The sequence below is a fragment of the Alphaproteobacteria bacterium genome, from assembly GCA_033762625.1.
Classification (GTDB): Bacteria; Pseudomonadota; Alphaproteobacteria; order UBA9219; family RGZA01; genus RGZA01.
Genome location: JANRLI010000007.1, coordinates 159,761 through 176,345 on the forward strand (window position 1 = coordinate 159,761; position 16,585 = coordinate 176,345).

16 protein-coding genes and 2 tRNA genes are annotated in these 16,585 nt (G+C 49.2%); 9 read left to right on the forward strand and 9 right to left on the reverse strand.

Translation table 11 applies throughout. From position 1 onward, the window contains the following. The first annotated feature begins 96 nt into the window (after positions 1 to 96). Complete coding sequence (locus tag SFW65_04520; GenBank protein ID MDX1922375.1) at positions 97 to 1,857, forward strand: ABC transporter ATP-binding protein; 1,761 nt, start codon at positions 97 to 99, stop codon at positions 1,855 to 1,857. 1 nt (position 1,858) lies between these two features. Here the strand turns inward: SFW65_04520 and SFW65_04525 are convergent, their stop codons facing one another. Then, the gene (locus tag SFW65_04525) at positions 1,859 to 2,605 is read right to left on the reverse strand and encodes a tyrosine-protein phosphatase (protein ID MDX1922376.1); all 747 of its coding nucleotides are present in this window, start codon (positions 2,603 to 2,605) and stop codon (positions 1,859 to 1,861) included. A gap of 102 nt (positions 2,606 to 2,707) precedes the next feature. Here SFW65_04525 and SFW65_04530 point away from each other — a divergent pair, with 102 nt between their 5' ends. After that, a complete protein-coding gene (locus tag SFW65_04530) occupies positions 2,708 to 3,703 on the forward strand; it encodes an alpha/beta hydrolase (protein ID MDX1922377.1) in 996 nt (331 codons plus the stop codon). 7 nt (positions 3,704 to 3,710) lie between these two features. On the opposite strand, the gene SFW65_04535 is transcribed toward SFW65_04530, so the two are convergent. Further along, positions 3,711 to 4,478 (reverse strand): hypothetical protein, encoded by a 768-nt coding sequence (locus tag SFW65_04535; GenBank protein ID MDX1922378.1) that lies wholly within the window; start codon positions 4,476 to 4,478, stop codon positions 3,711 to 3,713. A gap of 116 nt (positions 4,479 to 4,594) precedes the next feature. Between SFW65_04535 and SFW65_04540 the strand changes: the two genes are divergently transcribed. From SFW65_04540 to SFW65_04555, 4 genes are all read left to right on the forward strand, one after another. After that, complete coding sequence (locus tag SFW65_04540) at positions 4,595 to 5,107, forward strand: DUF192 domain-containing protein (GenBank protein ID MDX1922379.1); 513 nt, start codon at positions 4,595 to 4,597, stop codon at positions 5,105 to 5,107. Between the two features lie 54 nt (positions 5,108 to 5,161). Next, a tRNA-Pro gene (locus tag SFW65_04545) sits at positions 5,162 to 5,239 on the forward strand. A 21-nt stretch (positions 5,240 to 5,260) separates the two neighbouring features. Beyond that, positions 5,261 to 5,572, forward strand: coding sequence for an ETC complex I subunit (locus SFW65_04550; GenBank protein ID MDX1922380.1), 312 nt, complete (start codon positions 5,261 to 5,263; stop codon positions 5,570 to 5,572). A gap of 125 nt (positions 5,573 to 5,697) precedes the next feature. Next, positions 5,698 to 5,774 (forward strand) — tRNA-Arg (locus tag SFW65_04555). Between the two features lie 5 nt (positions 5,775 to 5,779). Here SFW65_04555 and putA read toward each other — a convergent pair. Further along, positions 5,780 to 8,905, reverse strand: coding sequence for a bifunctional proline dehydrogenase/L-glutamate gamma-semialdehyde dehydrogenase PutA (gene putA / locus SFW65_04560; GenBank protein ID MDX1922381.1), 3,126 nt, complete (start codon positions 8,903 to 8,905; stop codon positions 5,780 to 5,782). 101 nt (positions 8,906 to 9,006) lie between these two features. On the opposite strand from putA, the gene SFW65_04565 reads away from it, so the two are divergent. Then, entirely contained in the window at positions 9,007 to 9,690 is a 684-nt protein-coding gene (locus SFW65_04565; protein MDX1922382.1) for a class I SAM-dependent methyltransferase, read from the forward strand. A 6-nt stretch (positions 9,691 to 9,696) separates the two neighbouring features. Here SFW65_04565 and SFW65_04570 read toward each other — a convergent pair whose 3' ends face one another. The 3 genes from SFW65_04570 to SFW65_04580 all read right to left on the reverse strand — a co-directional run bounded on the left by SFW65_04570 (position 9,697) and on the right by SFW65_04580 (position 11,451). Beyond that, entirely contained in the window at positions 9,697 to 9,876 is a 180-nt protein-coding gene (locus SFW65_04570; GenBank protein MDX1922383.1) for a hypothetical protein, read from the reverse strand. A 91-nt stretch (positions 9,877 to 9,967) separates the two neighbouring features. Then, on the reverse strand, positions 9,968 to 10,309 hold the full coding sequence (hisI, locus tag SFW65_04575; GenBank protein MDX1922384.1) for a phosphoribosyl-AMP cyclohydrolase: 342 nt from the start codon (positions 10,307 to 10,309) through the stop codon (positions 9,968 to 9,970). A 17-nt stretch (positions 10,310 to 10,326) separates the two neighbouring features. Beyond that, positions 10,327 to 11,451 carry a hypothetical protein gene (locus SFW65_04580; GenBank protein ID MDX1922385.1) on the reverse strand — a complete coding sequence of 375 codons (1,125 nt, stop codon included), beginning with the start codon at positions 11,449 to 11,451 and terminating at the stop codon, positions 10,327 to 10,329. A gap of 286 nt (positions 11,452 to 11,737) precedes the next feature. Between SFW65_04580 and SFW65_04585 the strand changes: the two genes are divergently transcribed. Both SFW65_04585 and SFW65_04590 read left to right on the forward strand, forming a co-directional pair. After that, positions 11,738 to 13,069 carry a hypothetical protein gene (locus tag SFW65_04585; protein MDX1922386.1) on the forward strand — a complete coding sequence of 444 codons (1,332 nt, stop codon included), beginning with the start codon at positions 11,738 to 11,740 and terminating at the stop codon, positions 13,067 to 13,069. Between the two features lie 262 nt (positions 13,070 to 13,331). Further along, the gene (locus SFW65_04590; protein MDX1922387.1) at positions 13,332 to 14,945 is read left to right on the forward strand and encodes a hypothetical protein; all 1,614 of its coding nucleotides are present in this window, start codon (positions 13,332 to 13,334) and stop codon (positions 14,943 to 14,945) included. Positions 14,946 to 14,956: 11 nt separating this feature from the next. On the opposite strand, the gene SFW65_04595 is transcribed toward SFW65_04590, so the two are convergent. From SFW65_04595 to SFW65_04605, 3 genes are all read right to left on the reverse strand, one after another. Further along, the gene (locus SFW65_04595) at positions 14,957 to 15,508 is read right to left on the reverse strand and encodes a hypothetical protein (GenBank protein ID MDX1922388.1); all 552 of its coding nucleotides are present in this window, start codon (positions 15,506 to 15,508) and stop codon (positions 14,957 to 14,959) included. A 324-nt stretch (positions 15,509 to 15,832) separates the two neighbouring features. Then, positions 15,833 to 16,357, reverse strand: a complete 525-nt coding sequence (locus tag SFW65_04600; GenBank protein MDX1922389.1) for a hypothetical protein — start codon at positions 16,355 to 16,357, stop codon at positions 15,833 to 15,835. A 27-nt stretch (positions 16,358 to 16,384) separates the two neighbouring features. Continuing rightward, on the reverse strand, positions 16,385 to 16,576 hold the full coding sequence (locus SFW65_04605; protein MDX1922390.1) for a hypothetical protein: 192 nt from the start codon (positions 16,574 to 16,576) through the stop codon (positions 16,385 to 16,387). Between the last annotated feature and the right edge of the window lie 9 nt (positions 16,577 to 16,585).

Consider the following 16,585-nt stretch of genomic DNA (forward strand, 5'->3'; position numbering starts at 1 on the left):
CTATAACACATACAAACTGCATTGCCATTGCTCATTTTTTTTGCTGTTGTGCAACATAAGCCACATTTTGCGGCGCAAACCCTGCTATAAAGCCTCATGCTGAACCCCGTGCTACAACCAATTGATAACCGTACTGCCACGCTTGTTTCTCGCTTGTGGCGTCTCTGGATAAAGCCTTACCGCACCCAAATTATCGGCGTGTTCGCGCTGATGATACTCGCTGCCGTAACGACCACGGCCTATCCGCTGGTCATTCAATGGACCTTCAAGCTGATAGATCAAAAAGATACACAAACAATTTACCTTATTCCTATTTTGATTATTGCGGTCACATCGTGCCGTGCCGCAACGCTTTATTTTCAGGCGATTTCAACCAGCGCCATGGTCAATCAAATTGTGCTTGATATTCAAAATGCACTTTACCGTCATTTACTTGGTTCCGATCTGGCGCGTCTGCAACGCGATGCTGCGGGCACGCTTACATCGCGCTTCACGGCTGATGTGGAAGCGCTGCGTATGGCCATCAACCGCTGTCTTACCGGAATTGTGCGCGATGGGCTGACGGTAGTCGCGCTTCTTGGCACTATTTTGTACATCGATCCATTGCTCACCGTCATTGTGCTGGTTGTTTATCCGGTCATGGGCTATCCCATCATCCAAATCGGAAAACGCATCCGTAAAACCGCAGGTTCATTGCAAGCAGGAATTGGTGATTTAACTGCATTCTTGCAACAAAGCTTTTTGGGCGTTCGTATGATTAAATCATACCGTTTGGAAAGCGATGAAGCACACCGTGCCGATGGCGCATTTAAAACACTTTATACGGCATTGATGAAGGCATCACGCTTGCGTGCCCGCGTTGACCCCCTGTTGGAGGTCGCCAGCGGATTTGCCGTTGCAGGCGTACTTGCATTTGGCACATGGCGCGTGGCGTCAGGCACAGGAACCGTGGGTGATTTCACCGGCTTTGTCACGGCATTGCTAATGGCGGCGCAGCCGGTTCGCTCGCTGGGCAATCTGAATGCCGTGATGCAGGAAGGCCTAGCCGCAGCACAACGTGTGTTTGAAATTATGGATGAGCAACCACAGATTACGCAGCGCCCAAGCGCAATACCGCTTGCGATAAAACAAGGCCGCGTCGAATTGAAATCTGTCGTATTTGCGTATAAACCCGAACGCCCTGTTTTACAGAATTTAAATCTGGTGGCCGAAGCGGGGCAAACCGTTGCGCTGGTCGGGCGCAGTGGTGGCGGTAAATCCACGATCTTTAATATGCTCACGCGTCTATATGATGTGCAGGGCGGGCAGGTGTTGATTGATGGGCAAGATGTGCGCGATGTCACCATCCCCAGTTTGCGGGATGCAGTAACTCTGGTTAGCCAAGATGTAATTGTGTTTAACGAAAGCGCCGCAGCCAATATTGGCTATGGGCGTAAAGGCGCGCCCATGGAAGATATCCAAGCCGCCGCCCAGGCAGCCGAAGCGCATGAATTCATCACGAAACTGCCGATGGGCTATGACACGGTAGTAGGGGAGCAAGGCAGTTCGTTATCCGGCGGACAAAAACAACGCCTCGTATTGGCGCGTGCGTTCCTGCGTAATAGTCCAATTTTATTGCTGGATGAAGCAACCTCTGCATTGGATGCAGCCTCCGAAGAAATGGTGCAGCATGCGATTAAACGTCTGGCACAAGGCCGCACGACCTTCATCATCGCACACCGCTTATCCACCGTGCGTCAGGCTGATGTGATTTATGTGATTGATAAAGGCCAAGTGATTGAACAAGGCAAGCATGATGAATTGCTTGCCAAAAACGGCGCCTATGCCGAGCTATATCGCTTGCAGTTTAAGGCTTAAATCATTCCCGTTTCAGGAAATCGTTATACAGCCATTCGGCCCATCCCGCGATTTTGTGGGATGCAATAACAGCATCGCGGTCATAATGATTCATCGCCCATTCCATGAATGGCATCGGGGTCTTGGCGTTAAAATCGCGGTAGGTTTCAAAGAATTTATCCAAAACGCCCGCTTTAGACTGTTTGACATGTCCGAATTTAAACGACAACTGCTGCAACGCTTTTTCCACAGGCACGTTGTCATGAATGAGCAAATATAATGTGCTCATGATACCCACGCGGTCTGCGCCAGCTTTACAATGCATCAATGCCGGTTTTTTGATTTGCGCGAATAGCGCTTCCAGTTTTTCCAACACTTCACGGGTTGGCGGTTGGCGGGAATTCACCGGAAAATTAATCAGCTCCACGCCGTTTTCTCGGCATGCTTCGGCTTCCAGATAATAGGATGCGCAATCGCGCTCGCCGCGCAAATTCACAATGGTGCGTATGCCTTCTTTTGCCAATGCCGCAATTTGCGTTTGCGTGGGCTGGCTTGATCGCCACAATCCATCCGTCACGCGGTGGCGGTTCGGGTTGATAAGGCTCACAACCGTATGGTCGATGAACAATGATTCAACAATGGCCAATGCGCGCTGCCCTTGGGTTTCCATGGGGCCGCGGGCGGTTTTAAAGTCATGGCTCATACGCGCAAACCACCTGCGAATAGGGTCTTTACGTTTGGTCACAAAGGGGCGTGGTTGGTACTGCATAGCCTTAATTATTAAGCCAAAAATTAATGTGGGGCATTTACATTTATGTGTTCCCTAGTAAGCTCCACCCATATGCTGCGTCAAGCAAAGAAAAGGATTTTTATGCGTTCAACCCTCGAACCGAACTATTTAAGACGCCTTGTGGGGATTTTCGGCACCATATTTGCCATTTATGTTGTGTTTTTGGCCTTTTTGGTGTTGGTTCAGCGCCAGCTGATGTATTTCCCCGATGACATCCGTTTCTCGCCAACGCAAGCGCGTTTGGAAGGATTCACTGAACTAAATTATGTCAGTGCGGATGGCATCAAGCTTCATGGATTTTTTGCGCCCCCAAAACCCAATCGTAAACTGACCATCGTATTCTTTCAGGGCAATGCCCAAAATCTTGGTGTGCGTGTTGAAAAAATCAAGATGTGGCGTGACCAAGGTTATGGCGTGATGCTGGCAACGTATCGCGGGTTTGAAAAAAATGAAGGTAGCCCAAGTGAAACGGGGTTGTATCAAGATGCACGTAGCGCAATTGAAGCTATCCGCCAAAAGGGTGTTCCCATCAGCAATATGATTATATATGGGGAATCCCTTGGAACAGGTATTGCGGTTGAAATGGCCGCTGAAATGGGCAGCGTTGCGCCGCCTGCCGGTGTTGTTTTAGAAGTTCCCTATACATCTATTCCAGAAGTTGGCGCGTATCGCTACCCATTCGTGCCGATTTTCTGGATGCTGTGGGACAGGTATGAATCTGTGACCAAAATGAAAAATATTAAAGCGCCCGTGCTGATTTTGCAGGCCGGGCAGGATAAAGTTATTCCGCCCATATTTGCCAAAAAATTATTCGAAGCAGCACAACCGCCAAAAAGCATGCTGACGAATATCAAGGCAGGGCATATGGAAATTTATTCATCTGCCGATATTGTAAAAAGCATCTTTGCATGGATGGGCGATATCGAGAAAGTAACGCCGCTTCCAGCTGCAACCGCTGCGCCAGTTGCGCCGCCCGCGGCCCAGCCTGTTATCCAGCAATCCGTTGTTCAGCAAGCGCCCGCCCCAGCACAAGCGTCACCCCCAGCGCCTGCAACCAAACACCGCCGCCGGAATTAAGCGCTATTTATCGGTATAGGCACTCGCCTTTGCCATTGCCCAGGTATCTGAATGTCAACGCAATCGAACCGCCATGAGTAGGCGGGCAGCTTACGTTACCAGCGCTGATTTTATAAAATCCGCCTTGATCAATCACGGTGCCGTTAACCGGCTGCTTGATTTTTTTACATGCAAGGGTTGGAAGAACATTCACTTCCGTCAATGGTTGGCTAAAGCGTTGCTGCGCTAATGTTGTCCGACCCATCGATAATATGGAACCGTTTCTTTCGCCCATTGCCAGGACTACCGCGTTTTCAAATGTGCAATTCGCAACAATCTCCTGCGGGCTTAAGCCAAGCTGCTGATAAAGTGCGTTTACTTCTTGCTGACCAATTGAAGCAGGTTGTAATTCAACACTGAAGGTGTTTGCGCCGTTTCCAGGCGGTATGACAACAGGGGGTTGGCTGACGCTAACAATTTGAAGGGTACCATCGGGTTGCGGTGGTACGAATGCGGGTTGTTGTGGTACGGGCTGTGGTGTTGGTCGCGCTTGCTGAGCTGGATTTGGAGCAGGCTGTTGGCCAATGGGTTGTTGCGCGGCTGGTTGTTGCTGCGAAGGGGGCATTGCTTTTTGGGTATTGGTGGGCGCGACAGGCGCGGGCTTTACGGCAATCCCCAAATCAACGGGATGCGCCGCCTGATTATTGGGGCGCACAAACATATCCTGAGCATACGCATTCACGCCCGCACAAAGCATAAAAATCAACAACGCTAAAAACCGATAATATGCCCGCATGGGAAACCCTGCATTACTGTTGGCCTGATTCTAAAACCATTTTGCTGCCTTGAATGCCCAAAAGCAATCGGGGCATAATGGCGGTATCCTGCTAACCCCCAGATATTGAGCGCCAAATGCCTAAACAAATTCTTAAATGGGTTGCATATCTGCTTATCGCCTTAAGCGCCGCAGTTATTTTCAATGGCTTATTTGTTTCGGGCAAGGGTGTCCATGACGCGATGGAAGCCAGCAGTCTCAAATCTGACCAGTTGATGATTGTCACGGCAGACAAGAAACAGCATGTATTTAAGATTGAGCTCGCACTCACGGTGGATGAGCAGCAAAAGGGGTTGATGAATCGCGAAAAAATTGCCGATGACTACGGAATGCTGTTTGTTTATACCCGCGTTCAGGAAACATCGATGTGGATGAAAAACACGCTAATTCCGCTTGATATGCTGTTTATCGACAATAACGGCAAGATTGTCTGGATTGCCGAAAATGCCAAACCCTTTGATGAACGGGCGATTTCGTCCCATTTTCCGGTGCGTGCAACCCTTGAAATCAAGGGCGGGCAGGTGGCGGCGAGGGGCATAAAACTCGGCGATACCGTATTTAACAGCTATTTTGGCAATACAGATAAGTAGCTAATTTTGCTATTGAATTAAGTCGGCTAAACGCCTAGAAAAACCTACTTACTTCGGGGCGTAGCTCAGCCTGGCTAGAGCGCTAGTTTTGGGTACTAGAGGCCCACGGTTCGAATCCGTGCGCCCCGACCATCTTTTCGTTATCATCTCCACATGACCCTTCGCGTTCGCATTTTCCAAGCCGCAAAAAGTACCATGCAGTCTGGCCGCGCCAAGTCCAGTGAGTGGAATATTGAACCAGAATTGCAAACCGCGCGCACGCCAGAACCCATCATGGGCTGGGCCAGCGCAGGCGATACACTGGGCGAGTTGAAATACAGAATGCAGTTTAACGACAAGGCACAGGCTATTGCTTTTGCAGAAAAACAGGGCTGGGAATATTCGGTGGCAGAACCGGCAGTCCGTGTGATTACACCCAAAAATTACCTGGATAATTTCAAGACCACCCGCCCGCAGGATGAATAGCTCTTTGCCGAAGGCAAATGGGCTTACGAGCTCGAAACGGCGCAGTGTTTTGGCGGCATTTTGCCCACTAGTAGCTTTTTAACGCTTAGGTTTTATGCTACGCAGGACTAGTAAACCTGCTGCAAGACCCCGTAGCTCAGCTGGATAGAGCAATTGCCTTCTAAGCAATAGGTCGTACGTTCAAATCGTATCGGGGTCGCCAGTTTTCTAATCCAGCTTCAGCAAATTCACATCGCCGCCGGCGGCTGCAAGGTTTTGCGTAATCACGCGCTCGGTTGCAAAGCGCATCAGGTAATTTGGCCCGCCGGCCTTTGGCCCTGTGCCCGATAATGCATCGCCGCCAAAGGGCTGGCTGCCCACAACTGCGCCGATGATGGAGCGGTTGATATACAAATTTCCAACACGCAGATGTTTTTTGGCAAGTTCAATCGTTGGTTCAATGCGGCTGTGAAGTCCGCCCGTCAGGCCGTAGCCAAGCTTATTGATGGCATCAAAGGTCTGCACCAATTCGCCGGTTTTAAACCGCACCACATGCAATATTGGCCCGAATACTTCTTTATCCAATGCTGAAATGGCGGGGATTTCCCATGCTTGCGGCAACACATAATGCCCCATGTTCACGGCTTCGGTGGCACGTGCGGTGCCGATTAACTTCGCGCTGCCCTTTAATAACCGTTCATGTGCTTCCAGCATTTCTTTGGCGTGCTGGTCAATCACTGGGCCAACATCGGCGCACAGATGCATGGGGTCATCCACGCGCAGTTCTAATAATGCGCCTTTTAGCATGGCAATCACTTCATCAGCGATGCTGTCTTGTAATACCAAAAGCCGCGCAGCCGAACAGCGTTGGCCAGCGCTGCGGAATGCACTTATCATCACATCATCAACAATTTGTTCCGGCAAAGCGGAGCTATCGGCAATCAATGCATTGATGCCGCCTGTTTCAGCGATGAAGGGGATGATAGGCGCATCTTTTTCTGCCAATGCGCGGTTGATGGCGCGCGCGGTGGCAGTGGAGCCGGTGAACGCCACACCCGCTAATAACGGGTGATTGATAATTTGTGCCCCTACATCAGAATAGCCGGGCAGCATAGCGATAACATTCGCGGGAACGCCGCTTTCCAGCATCAAATCAATAAATTTGGCGGCAACCAGCGGTGTTTGCTCGGCGGGTTTTGCTACAACCGTATTACCTGCCAATAATGCGCCAATAATTTGCCCTGCAAAAATCGCCAGCGGAAAATTCCACGGCGCAATGCACGCAAACACACCGCGTCCATGAATGCGCAATTCGTTGCTTTCGCCATTTATACCGCGAAGCGGTGTGGGCGCAGCGAACAATTCACGCGCACGTGCGGCATAATACCGGCAATAATCAACCGTTTCTCGGATTTCGCCAATCGCATCGGCAATGGTTTTTCCGCCTTCATAACACAACAGCGCCATGAGTTGTTCGCGGTGTTCTTCCAGCTTGTGCGCAAGTCGCTCAATAGGAATACAGCGTTCATGTACCGGCTTTGCCGACCATGCAGGGAAAGCAGCATCCAGACTTTGCATCGCGGTATTGACATGCATCGGAATGGCATCGACGCATTCACCAATTTTTTGATAACTATTGGCAGGCGAATTCATTTCCCGCGCCAGATTGTCCTTTTGCTTTTTGCCGTCAATGACCGGAAAAGCCTGCCAAACTTGGGCTTTTGCTGCTTTTAGCATCGCGGTAATTTTGGCAGTCACAGCGCTATCATGCAGATTTATCCCGGCCGAGTTCATGCGCTCTGCGCCAAAAATATGTGCCGGCAAGGGGATGGCGGGGTGGGATTTTACATCCGCATCTTCCCATTTTTGCAACGGGTCTGCGGTCAACGCATCTACATCTAATGTGCCTTGGTGCAATTGATTGACAAAAGATGTGTTGGCGCTGTTTTCCAACAAACGACGCACCAGATAGCTCAACAATTCCTTATGCGGGCCAACGGGGGCATAGACACAACTCGGCACGCCTTCATCGAGCATTTTGGCATGTAAATCTTCGCCCATGCCATGCAGACGCTGGATTTCATAATCCCGTTCATCGCCAGCCATCGCTTTTATAGACAAAACGGTGCGCAAATTATGCGTACCGAATTGCGGGAAAATCACATCGCGCCAGCCCAGCAGTTTTTTGGCGCATGCCAAATACGCAATATCTGTAGCTTCTTTTCGTGTATAAACGGGGTAATTAGCCAGCCCGCGTTCCTGCGCGCGTTTGATTTCCGTATCCCAATAAGCGCCTTTTACCAACCGCACGGTTATCTTCACGCCATGTAATTGCGCTTGCGCATACAGCCAATCCAAAACAGCAGGCGCGCGTTTCTGGTATGCCTGCACCGCAATGCCAAATCCGTTGTAATTTTTCAAGTGCGGGCTTGCCAATACCTGTTCGATAATGGCGAGTGAGAGTTCCAATCGCTCGGCTTCCTCCGCATCAATTGTCAGCCCAATGTTATGGTGTGCGGCAATCTCTACTAAATCCATCAAACGCGGTGTGATTTCGTTTAACACGCGTTCGTGCTGTGCCCATTCATACCGCGGATGCAGCGCGGAAAGCTTAACAGAAATAGACGGTCCATGAACCGCATTGCCGCCAACCTTGTGCATCGCATTGTATCCTGCCAATGCTTCAATCGCGTGTTTATACGCCATGAAATAACGCTCGGCATCGATAGCGGTATGGGCGGCTTCGCCCAGCATGTCGAAGGAATAACGCTCTAAAGCATGTTTCTTCTTATTGCTGTTTTGTATGGCGTTTTCAATTGTGGTGCCTAGCACAAAGTGCTCGCCCAAACGCTTCATACCCATGCGTACGGCTTCGCGTAAACCATGCTGGCTTATCTTGTTAACCCACGAACTTAATGGATTGGATGAACTGACATCCTTGCCCAGCGATAGCCCAAGCCAAGCCATTTTGGAAATCATATCCGGGTAATGTTGCAGATATTCGCGCCAATTTCCTTGCGATAATTTATCTGCAATCAGCGCATCGGCCGTCGGATCATCGGGAATGCGCGGTAGCGCTTCGGCAAGTCCCATCAATGCAACGCCTTCCTTATCGGTCAGGCGGAAACGGTGAATAAGACGTTCAATCGGTTCGGCTTTTTGTGCCGCGTCGCGCAGATAGCTTAGCCACTCTTTTGCCTGCGCGCTTACTTGCCGTTCATCTTGAATGGAAAGGCGACCTAAAGGGGTAAGGGCGCGAATGCAGCTTTCTTCGTCGGCCAGCGTAAGCTGTGTTATCCGGCGGCGAAGTTCTTCAAGATTGGTGTTGTTATTATCCAGTGGCATCCGGCTCATCGGGGATAGCGATTCATAAATTTGAAAACCTCATTAAATATTAATCAAAAATGGTTAATAAAGGTAAACGCACCCATAGTGCAGTAAAATATGAGGATGAAATGACGCACAACAAAGCACCGCTTTTGCAACGAATGAAAGATGCCGGATTTCGCAGCGTGGATTTTCTAATCCTCGCTTTGTTTTTTGGCTATCTCGCATTCATGGTTGCGCAGTTATCGGGTGAGGTAAGCTTTGAAAAAGGAATTTTGCTCGCCATTTTATCCTATTACATGCTTCGCATCTTTTATGAATTCACATTCAATCGCGGTAATATCCCGACCATGGCGACAGGTTTTTTTGAAATCAAAAAAATCGCCGAACTGATAAAAGCTGACTTCAAAGCTAAAAACAAAACCGATTATCATGTGCTCGATTGCGGGTCAGGCAAGGGGCAAATGACCCGCACGATTGCGCGTGCAGTGCCAGCCGCGTATGTGTTGGGGCTTGAAATGGCAACGCTGCCATATCAGCAATCGCAGTTTTTTAAAAAGCTGTTTGGGTTCAAGAATATCGAATACCAGCAAAAGGATTTCTTCGCCCATGATTGCCGGAATGCCGATGCAGTCGTGATTTTCTTAAATGGCCGTATAACAGAGCTTTTGGGCGAAAAGCTCTATGATGAATTGAAAGCCGGCGCTTTGGTCATAACTAATGAATTTGAACTAAAAGGCCGTTGGCCCGCGCCGGAAGCGATAACCATGTACACCCCGTTCAAGGGTAATTTGTTTGTCTATCGCAGATAGATTGAATTAGCGTTTGTTCATGAACGACAGGCACTCCACAACTGATAGCCAGATGGGGGCGGTGTCGTTATCTGATCCATTGCGTGCGTGGGAAACGGCTTGCGGCAAAGCCTGCTCGCCATATTGTGCGCGCATCAAACCGGCGAGTGCCCAGGATTCATGAAGTTGTTGAGTGTTGTTTTGCATCGTACCTAGCCCTTTATAATTCTTCCCGTTCTATTTGCGGGTGCACGGTTTCTAGCAACAAAGGGTTGAGGCCAAGTTAAAAACAGCTTTATCAATCTTTAATGGCACGAAAAAAGCAATTGGGTGCGCCCGTGTGACATGCCGCGCCGGTTTGTTCAACCATCAACAGCAGTGTATCGCCATCGCAATCAATAAAAGCTTCCACCAGTTTCTGCGTATGGCCGGATGTTTCGCCTTTGCGCCAAAGTTTTTGGCGGGAGCGTGAATAATATGTCACATCTTTTGTTTTGAGGGTAATGCCTAATGCTTCCTTGTTCATCCACGCCATCATCAGCACGTCTTTGCTTTTGACATCCTGCGCGATAACGGCCACAAGGCCATCGGCATTATATGTGACTTCGGTTTCAAGCTGGAGCGGGGTAACGGTCTGCATAAGCTATTATAGTGTTCTTATGCTTTGCGGGTGAAGCGTAAAATTTCTGCTTCCTGCGCAATATGCGGCATATCTGGTACTGACATGGCCTTGCCTTCGAACAGGCGTTCATAGGCAAGTGCGATGCGTTGCACCCATGGTTCATCGCCATTTAAATCGCGTTCCTGCACGGCGGTGGCAAAGCGTTGCAAGGTTGGAAACCGCGCGACATCGGCCCGTGCAATCAGTAATTGCTTGGCTTTGAGCAAGAATGCAAAGGGATGCAGGCGGTGTTGATCGACAATATCTGCCGCCAGCCGGTTCATGTCCTGCACGTTCAGGCGCAGCAAATGGCTCTCATGGTCGATGGGCAGGTTTAGTTTTTGCTGCGCGATGCGCAGAGCAGCATCAATGAATACCGATGTGTCGTTTAATGCGGATGAAGCGTATTGATTGTTTTCATGGCGCACGGGTTCGGCTTGCGCGCCTTCAAATGCGCTGACCGCCAAAGCATCCGACATCAAACGGGGCAGGCGGGTGGAATGGGTTGCCTGCGCGATGGTGAGGGATGCTTCAACATCACGGCGCGCCTGCGTGAGGTAGCGGATATAAAAATTGGCAAGGGTTGCGGGCAGTTCCATCTTGGCGGGGAGGAATGCGCTTTCAATATCGGAGAGAGCCGCATTGTGGGATTGCTCGAAATACCGTATTTCCGCCGCCGAAAGCGAGGGCAGGGCGTTCAATAAATCCCACTCATTCCTGTCAATTCGTACCAGTTTGGTGAAAGCATCCACATCGGCTTCTTCGGCAAGCTTATTGTAATGCGCGGCGGGCGCGATAGCGGTAGTTTGCTGCGCAGCACGCAAAAGCCATTGCACCAGCTTGCTTTGTTCGAATGATTTACGCTGATTATTTTTGGCATGGGGCTTCTCGCGAATAACCAGCGGCGTGACGGTGTGTTCACCGCGCCCTGTTTCAAACATGCTTTCGGGAGAAATAAGGGTGGTTTGGAAATTGCGTTGACCTGCGCAAATCAACCAGCGCCACGGCGAAGATGTTGCTGCATAAACGGTCAGTCCACCGGCAGCAAAGAACGCATCAAACTCCGCTTGCGATACATCACCCTTATAGATGGCGAGAATGGATTTGGCTGTTTCAGTCATCAATCTTCTGCGTCGAAATTTTCCTGTGAGTAGCTTCGTTCAGATTCATAATTTCTTTACCATATTTTTGTGCGTGATTCAGTGCTTCGGCCGCGCCGAGCACGCGAATTATCGCGAATGCGCAAAAGTGTTGCGCATAAGACTCACACATGACTCGGTTTCGCTGATTCAAATTTGATTCACCTGCGCAACAGTCGAGGCAATCGAGCTGCGGAAATCCGGGCTTATTTTTTGCTTAACCTTTGCGCACGACAATAGGCGGACCACATTCACATGGTTTGAGCACATGCAATCATCCGATACGCCGCAGCTTACAAAGCCAAAATCAATCGCGCATTGGTTTGACCCGTTTTTGTTTTTGATCATTATCGTCGGGCTTTATTTGCATTTCCGCGCAAGCGAGTTCACCAATCTGGAACTCACGCAAATTATTCTGGTCACGCTTAGTGTTGTGATGTGCGGGCTGGAAGTATTGCGTGCGCCGTGGCGCGGCACGCCGCGCCCGCAGGTTCCGTTTAACGATGTGCTTAAATCCGCCACGCTGAAATGGGTCGGCAGCATGACGGGATTGGCGGTTGTGCTGTTTTTCTGGTGGGCGCTACAGGAATATCAGCGTGCGCAATATACCCCTTTATTTGCAGTGCTTCCGCATGCTTTGCCCATCGTTCCGCCGGTTATGTTTTTAACGCATTTGTTTACCGAATGGCGCCTTGGCCCATCCGAAGGCGATGGAAAAGATCTGGGGCTGTTCACGCTGCTGCGCTGGAAGGAAGCAAAGTGGGCGGGCATCCGCGATGAATTGCTCACATGGTTCATCAAAGGTTTTTTCTTTGCGATTAATTTTTGCGAACTTCCCAAAACGCTGAAAGTTTTCCGTGGCCGCGAAGACGCAATCTTGCAAATGCCATGGCCGCAATTGCAGCCCATGATTGTGCTGGCCATTTATGGGCTGATTATCGCCGCGATTATGCCGGGTTATTTGTTCAGCGCGCGCATTTTCGGCACGCATATCCGCCGCATTAGCGATACATGGTTTGCGTATATTGTCACGCTGATATGCTATGCGCCGCTGGTATCGGGCGTGTTTGGCCGCTGGGCCAATTATCATCCGGTTACGCCGGAACCCGAATGGATGAAGCCATGGGTTTCACAATTTCATGCGAATGAAATCATGCTCTACACCATTGGCGGCATCGTTATTATATCGGAGCTAGTGCATTATTGGGGCGAAGCCATATTCGGCGCGCGTTCATCCAATTTATGCAATCGCGGCATCATCACCGCGGGGCCATTCCATTTTTGCAAACATCCCGTCTATACATTCAAATGTGTAACATGGATTTTGGTATGGTTGCCATTTATGTCAGGCGATACCATTCTTGAATGCATACGCCTAAGCATCGCATTCTTCTTTGTGTGCGTCATATTCGGTGCGCGTGCATGGGCAGAAGAACGCATCCTTGCCGAAGATCCCGTCTATGTTCAGTACGGATTATGGATTGATAAACACGGCATATTTGCATGGGCAGGGCGCATGGTTCCACTGCTGTCTTTCGAATGGCGCTTAAACCGCTGGATAAAACGCGGTGAAATCAGTGCGGATGTGCTGCCAAAGTGAGTTTTAGCGCATTCATCGGCGTCACAAACTAATTTGTTAAATGAAGAAGTTTTAAAAAACTAATTTGTTAAAACTTAAGTTTGTTTTACCACGCTACGCCAATTCCTTTTGTGTTCATTAACAACGCGTAAAATCCATCCCGAAATTAAGAAAATAGATACCGCAATAACGCAATATTACCAGTGTCTCGCAGCATTTTTGCGGGAAGTTTTTTATGCGCATGTTGTGCAGATTTTTTTATTTTTTGTGAGTTGAATTTTTTATGGCTTTTGGTGACGCACCAGAAAACATTTACAGATTTCCAGTGCACCGTGCACGTGCGGGTGCGCGCGTCGGCATTCGCGTAACCGGGCTTGATCCAGACCAGAACCGCAATCTTCCCGAGCGCGAGCGTTACCCCATCAGCAATGAACGCCGCAATGAAATCATCAATTTCCATCTTGCGGCCATCAATTCCATTCGCGCTGCAAAAGGCCTGCCTGCTTTGGCGGGCGCCGATTTGAACAAGGTATTAGCGGCGGCATACCAAACCGATAACCCCAGCTCTGAATCCATTATGCAGGCGGTTATCGCCGCCGCCAGCGCCGCATTGCCGGATAATACCAAACAGGCATTCCTTGATAACCTGAAAGCCCAAGGCGTGACCGAAGAACAATATAACACGGCCCTTGCGCGTTATGGCACCTTCCCAAGCCTTGAAGCGGCCATCTTTGCCGCGCGCAGTGTGGGCAATGGCGGCACGGTGGGAAGCATTGATAACACCACCACCGCATCGAATGGCAGCTATCCGAATTACGGCGGCACCCCATTCCGCGATTATGGAAGCTATGCATCCTATGGTCATTCAACCTATGGGTTTAATGCTGCAACATCGCAGCAATTATGGGGCCTTGGCGTTCATACCAGAGAACAAATGCAACAGGTCGTGAATGATGTGGGCCGCATTGGGTTGGGTGCGGGCAAAGAAAATCCGCATTTCACCAACAAAGTTGCACCGCATGTTGCGCGCTTGCGTATTCACGAAGGCGCTGATACTGACCGTCACCTTGATCATGCCAGACGCCACGCAGAAGAATATAGAAGGATCAAAAAAGCACGCCTAGACGCAGAAAAGCGCGGTGATGCCACAGCCATGGCCGAGGCAGACAGGCAATTGGCTGAATTGCATAAACAGCGCGAGCAGTATAATCGTGATCAGGTTCGCACGCCGGAAGGCCGCACGGCGCATGATAAGATTGTTACAGAAACTGAAAACGAAGTTCGCAGACAATTACGCTTGCAACATGGAAATCATCCATCACTTGGAGATAATTATGATGCTGAAGCAATTAGGCGCGCTTATGAAGCGCAAAGAAACAGGATTGGTCAAGGCCATGACGTTGCTGCAATTGAAAAACTCAAATCTGAAGTTGAAGCAGAACAAAGGCGAATTCTTGCAGAACGCCATCGCTTGCATCCAGAACTTGCAGGGCATTTTACTCCATCCGCTCGCCCAGAGGTTCTGGCAGAGAGAAGGGGTGTGCCGACAACGGCAACGCCTAGTGCAACACCAACTCTTAGTGCCGTAGAACGTAGAGAAATCGCAACTGTTCAATCTGCATTAGATGAATTTGGTGCTGTACCAAGTGCAACGGTTCGTGCTGATGCTCCATTGGCAACCCCTTCATCCACAGTTGCTGCCGGAACACCAACTGGCACGCCATCCGCAACGGCGGTCGCCCAAAATACAGCTGGCACGCCTAGCGGTTCACCTTCCGCAACCGTGGTTGCGCAAAGCACAGCCACTGCAACAGCATCAACCGCCGCGGCCGCAGATAAAAAACCGAACCAGCAGGTCGCCGCCAGAGTTGTGCCCGCAGGTCCAAAACCAACTTAGATCTAGATTACTTATTTCTTATTTTCTGCTAAAACCGGGCCGGGACGCTCAAGGGTCGATGTACGTCGTGTTGCCTGATAGGCAGGGCCATATGCTGTGGGGCTGTTTGGAATAACGCCAGCACCTACCATCAATGTGCGGAATGCGTCTTCATCACTTGAATTCACAACTCGAATTTTTGCATCATCTTTGTCTAAACCATTAACATATCGTGCATAGTTAGATAGCGTTTCTTCGCTTACTCGAACCAACACCCTTTGTAATTCAGGGTCTCTGTTGTACTTCTTCAAGGATTCGATGAATAAAATAACTTTCAGACGGACCGTTTCAGGCACTTCACCAGCTTGGTGAGTGGATACCAGCGTTATTACCCTACGCATTTTTGCGTTATAGGCGTCTAGTGCAGCTTGATCTCTAAATGCCGGAGGCAAGCCATTTGGTACAGCATTAATCTGTGTAGGGGGGATGGCACTGCCTTGCGCAAAGACTTCGGTTGCTGACATCGCGAAGATTGCAAGGGCTGCTGCTGTTGTAAGCGCAACGTCGCGGATACTAATCGACATGATAAACTCCCAGCCAAAAAAGTTACTTTTTGCTTTGATAAGGCCAGAAAATAGTAACTATTTGCCCTGATTACTGCCATAGAAAAGTAAAACTCCAAGGTATTGGATTCTTTACTGTTTTCATTACTGATTAGTTTCAAGCCAATATATATGACCAAAATGGTTAGTTTTAAGGCAGGGTAACAGTAATCACTACTAAACGAGTCCAGAATTACTTGGCTAGTGAAAAATGCTCATCGCGCGGAAATATTTCTGCACAAAAAAATTGCGCAAAAAATATTTTTTAAAAAATAGTGACGGAAAATTTATCTGGAAAAACCGCGCCTAATTTTTTGGCGCATCTTTGAGCGCAGGATTTATGAGCTGTCTTTTTCCATCAGGCGCCGTGGGTTGATATGCAGGGCCATATGCTGTTTCTGTATTTGGAATGACGCCGTTCGCAACCATTAATGTACGGAAGTTATCTTCATATGTTGAGTTAACAACTCTAATTTTTGCATCGTTTGGATCTCGGCAATTAACAAAGTTAGCGTAATTAATCAGGGTAGATTCGCTTATGTTAACAAGCAGACGTTGCAGTACAGGGTCTCTGTTGTATTTAATAATTGCATCCGAAAAAGCTATCATACGAATATTGCAAACTTCAGGTAACTGCTGTGCAGGAACATTCCTCACCTGCGCTACTACTCTGCGCATCTTAGCTTTGTATTCATTTTCTGCCGCAGCATCCTTGAAAGTTGGCGGTAATGCTGTGCTTTGTCCTGATACTTCTGTCGATGAAAGGGCAAATAACGCCAATGCAGCGGCGGTGGCAAGCGCAGCCTTGCGAAGTGAAATGGCCATCATCATCTCCCGATAAAAATTACTTATAAAAAATTATTTATATAAACGCTTCCCGAAGGTAAGCCAGAACCCGCTAATCAACAACAGCGGGGTTGAAACCCATTGCACCACCGCGAACATATGCGGCACGTCGTGCAATGGCGTGTAAATAAACGATAACTGGAATATCGCAATCGCAATGTGCAGGTTGGCGGCCAGATTGCGGGATGTTTTAAAACTGATCATCGATGGTTC

Coding starts and splice junctions, on each gene's coding strand:
- SFW65_04530 (MDX1922377.1), top strand. CDS start 2,708: ATGCGTTCAACCCTCGAACCGAACTATTTAAGACGCCTTGTGGGGATT.
- SFW65_04570 (MDX1922383.1), bottom strand. CDS start 9,876: ATGCAAAACAACACTCAACAACTTCATGAATCCTGGGCACTCGCCGGT.
- SFW65_04600 (MDX1922389.1), bottom strand. CDS start 16,357: ATGATGATGGCCATTTCACTTCGCAAGGCTGCGCTTGCCACCGCCGCT.
- putA (MDX1922381.1), bottom strand. CDS start 8,905: ATGAGCCGGATGCCACTGGATAATAACAACACCAATCTTGAAGAACTT.
- SFW65_04595 (MDX1922388.1), bottom strand. CDS start 15,508: ATGTCGATTAGTATCCGCGACGTTGCGCTTACAACAGCAGCAGCCCTT.
- SFW65_04585 (MDX1922386.1), top strand. CDS start 11,738: ATGCAATCATCCGATACGCCGCAGCTTACAAAGCCAAAATCAATCGCG.
- SFW65_04580 (MDX1922385.1), bottom strand. CDS start 11,451: ATGACTGAAACAGCCAAATCCATTCTCGCCATCTATAAGGGTGATGTA.
- SFW65_04605 (MDX1922390.1), bottom strand. CDS start 16,576: ATGATCAGTTTTAAAACATCCCGCAATCTGGCCGCCAACCTGCACATT.
- SFW65_04520 (MDX1922375.1), top strand. CDS start 97: ATGCTGAACCCCGTGCTACAACCAATTGATAACCGTACTGCCACGCTT.
- hisI (MDX1922384.1), bottom strand. CDS start 10,309: ATGCAGACCGTTACCCCGCTCCAGCTTGAAACCGAAGTCACATATAAT.
- SFW65_04565 (MDX1922382.1), top strand. CDS start 9,007: ATGACGCACAACAAAGCACCGCTTTTGCAACGAATGAAAGATGCCGGA.
- SFW65_04535 (MDX1922378.1), bottom strand. CDS start 4,478: ATGCGGGCATATTATCGGTTTTTAGCGTTGTTGATTTTTATGCTTTGT.
- SFW65_04525 (MDX1922376.1), bottom strand. CDS start 2,605: ATGCAGTACCAACCACGCCCCTTTGTGACCAAACGTAAAGACCCTATT.
- SFW65_04590 (MDX1922387.1), top strand. CDS start 13,332: ATGGCTTTTGGTGACGCACCAGAAAACATTTACAGATTTCCAGTGCAC.
- SFW65_04550 (MDX1922380.1), top strand. CDS start 5,261: ATGACCCTTCGCGTTCGCATTTTCCAAGCCGCAAAAAGTACCATGCAG.
- SFW65_04540 (MDX1922379.1), top strand. CDS start 4,595: ATGCCTAAACAAATTCTTAAATGGGTTGCATATCTGCTTATCGCCTTA.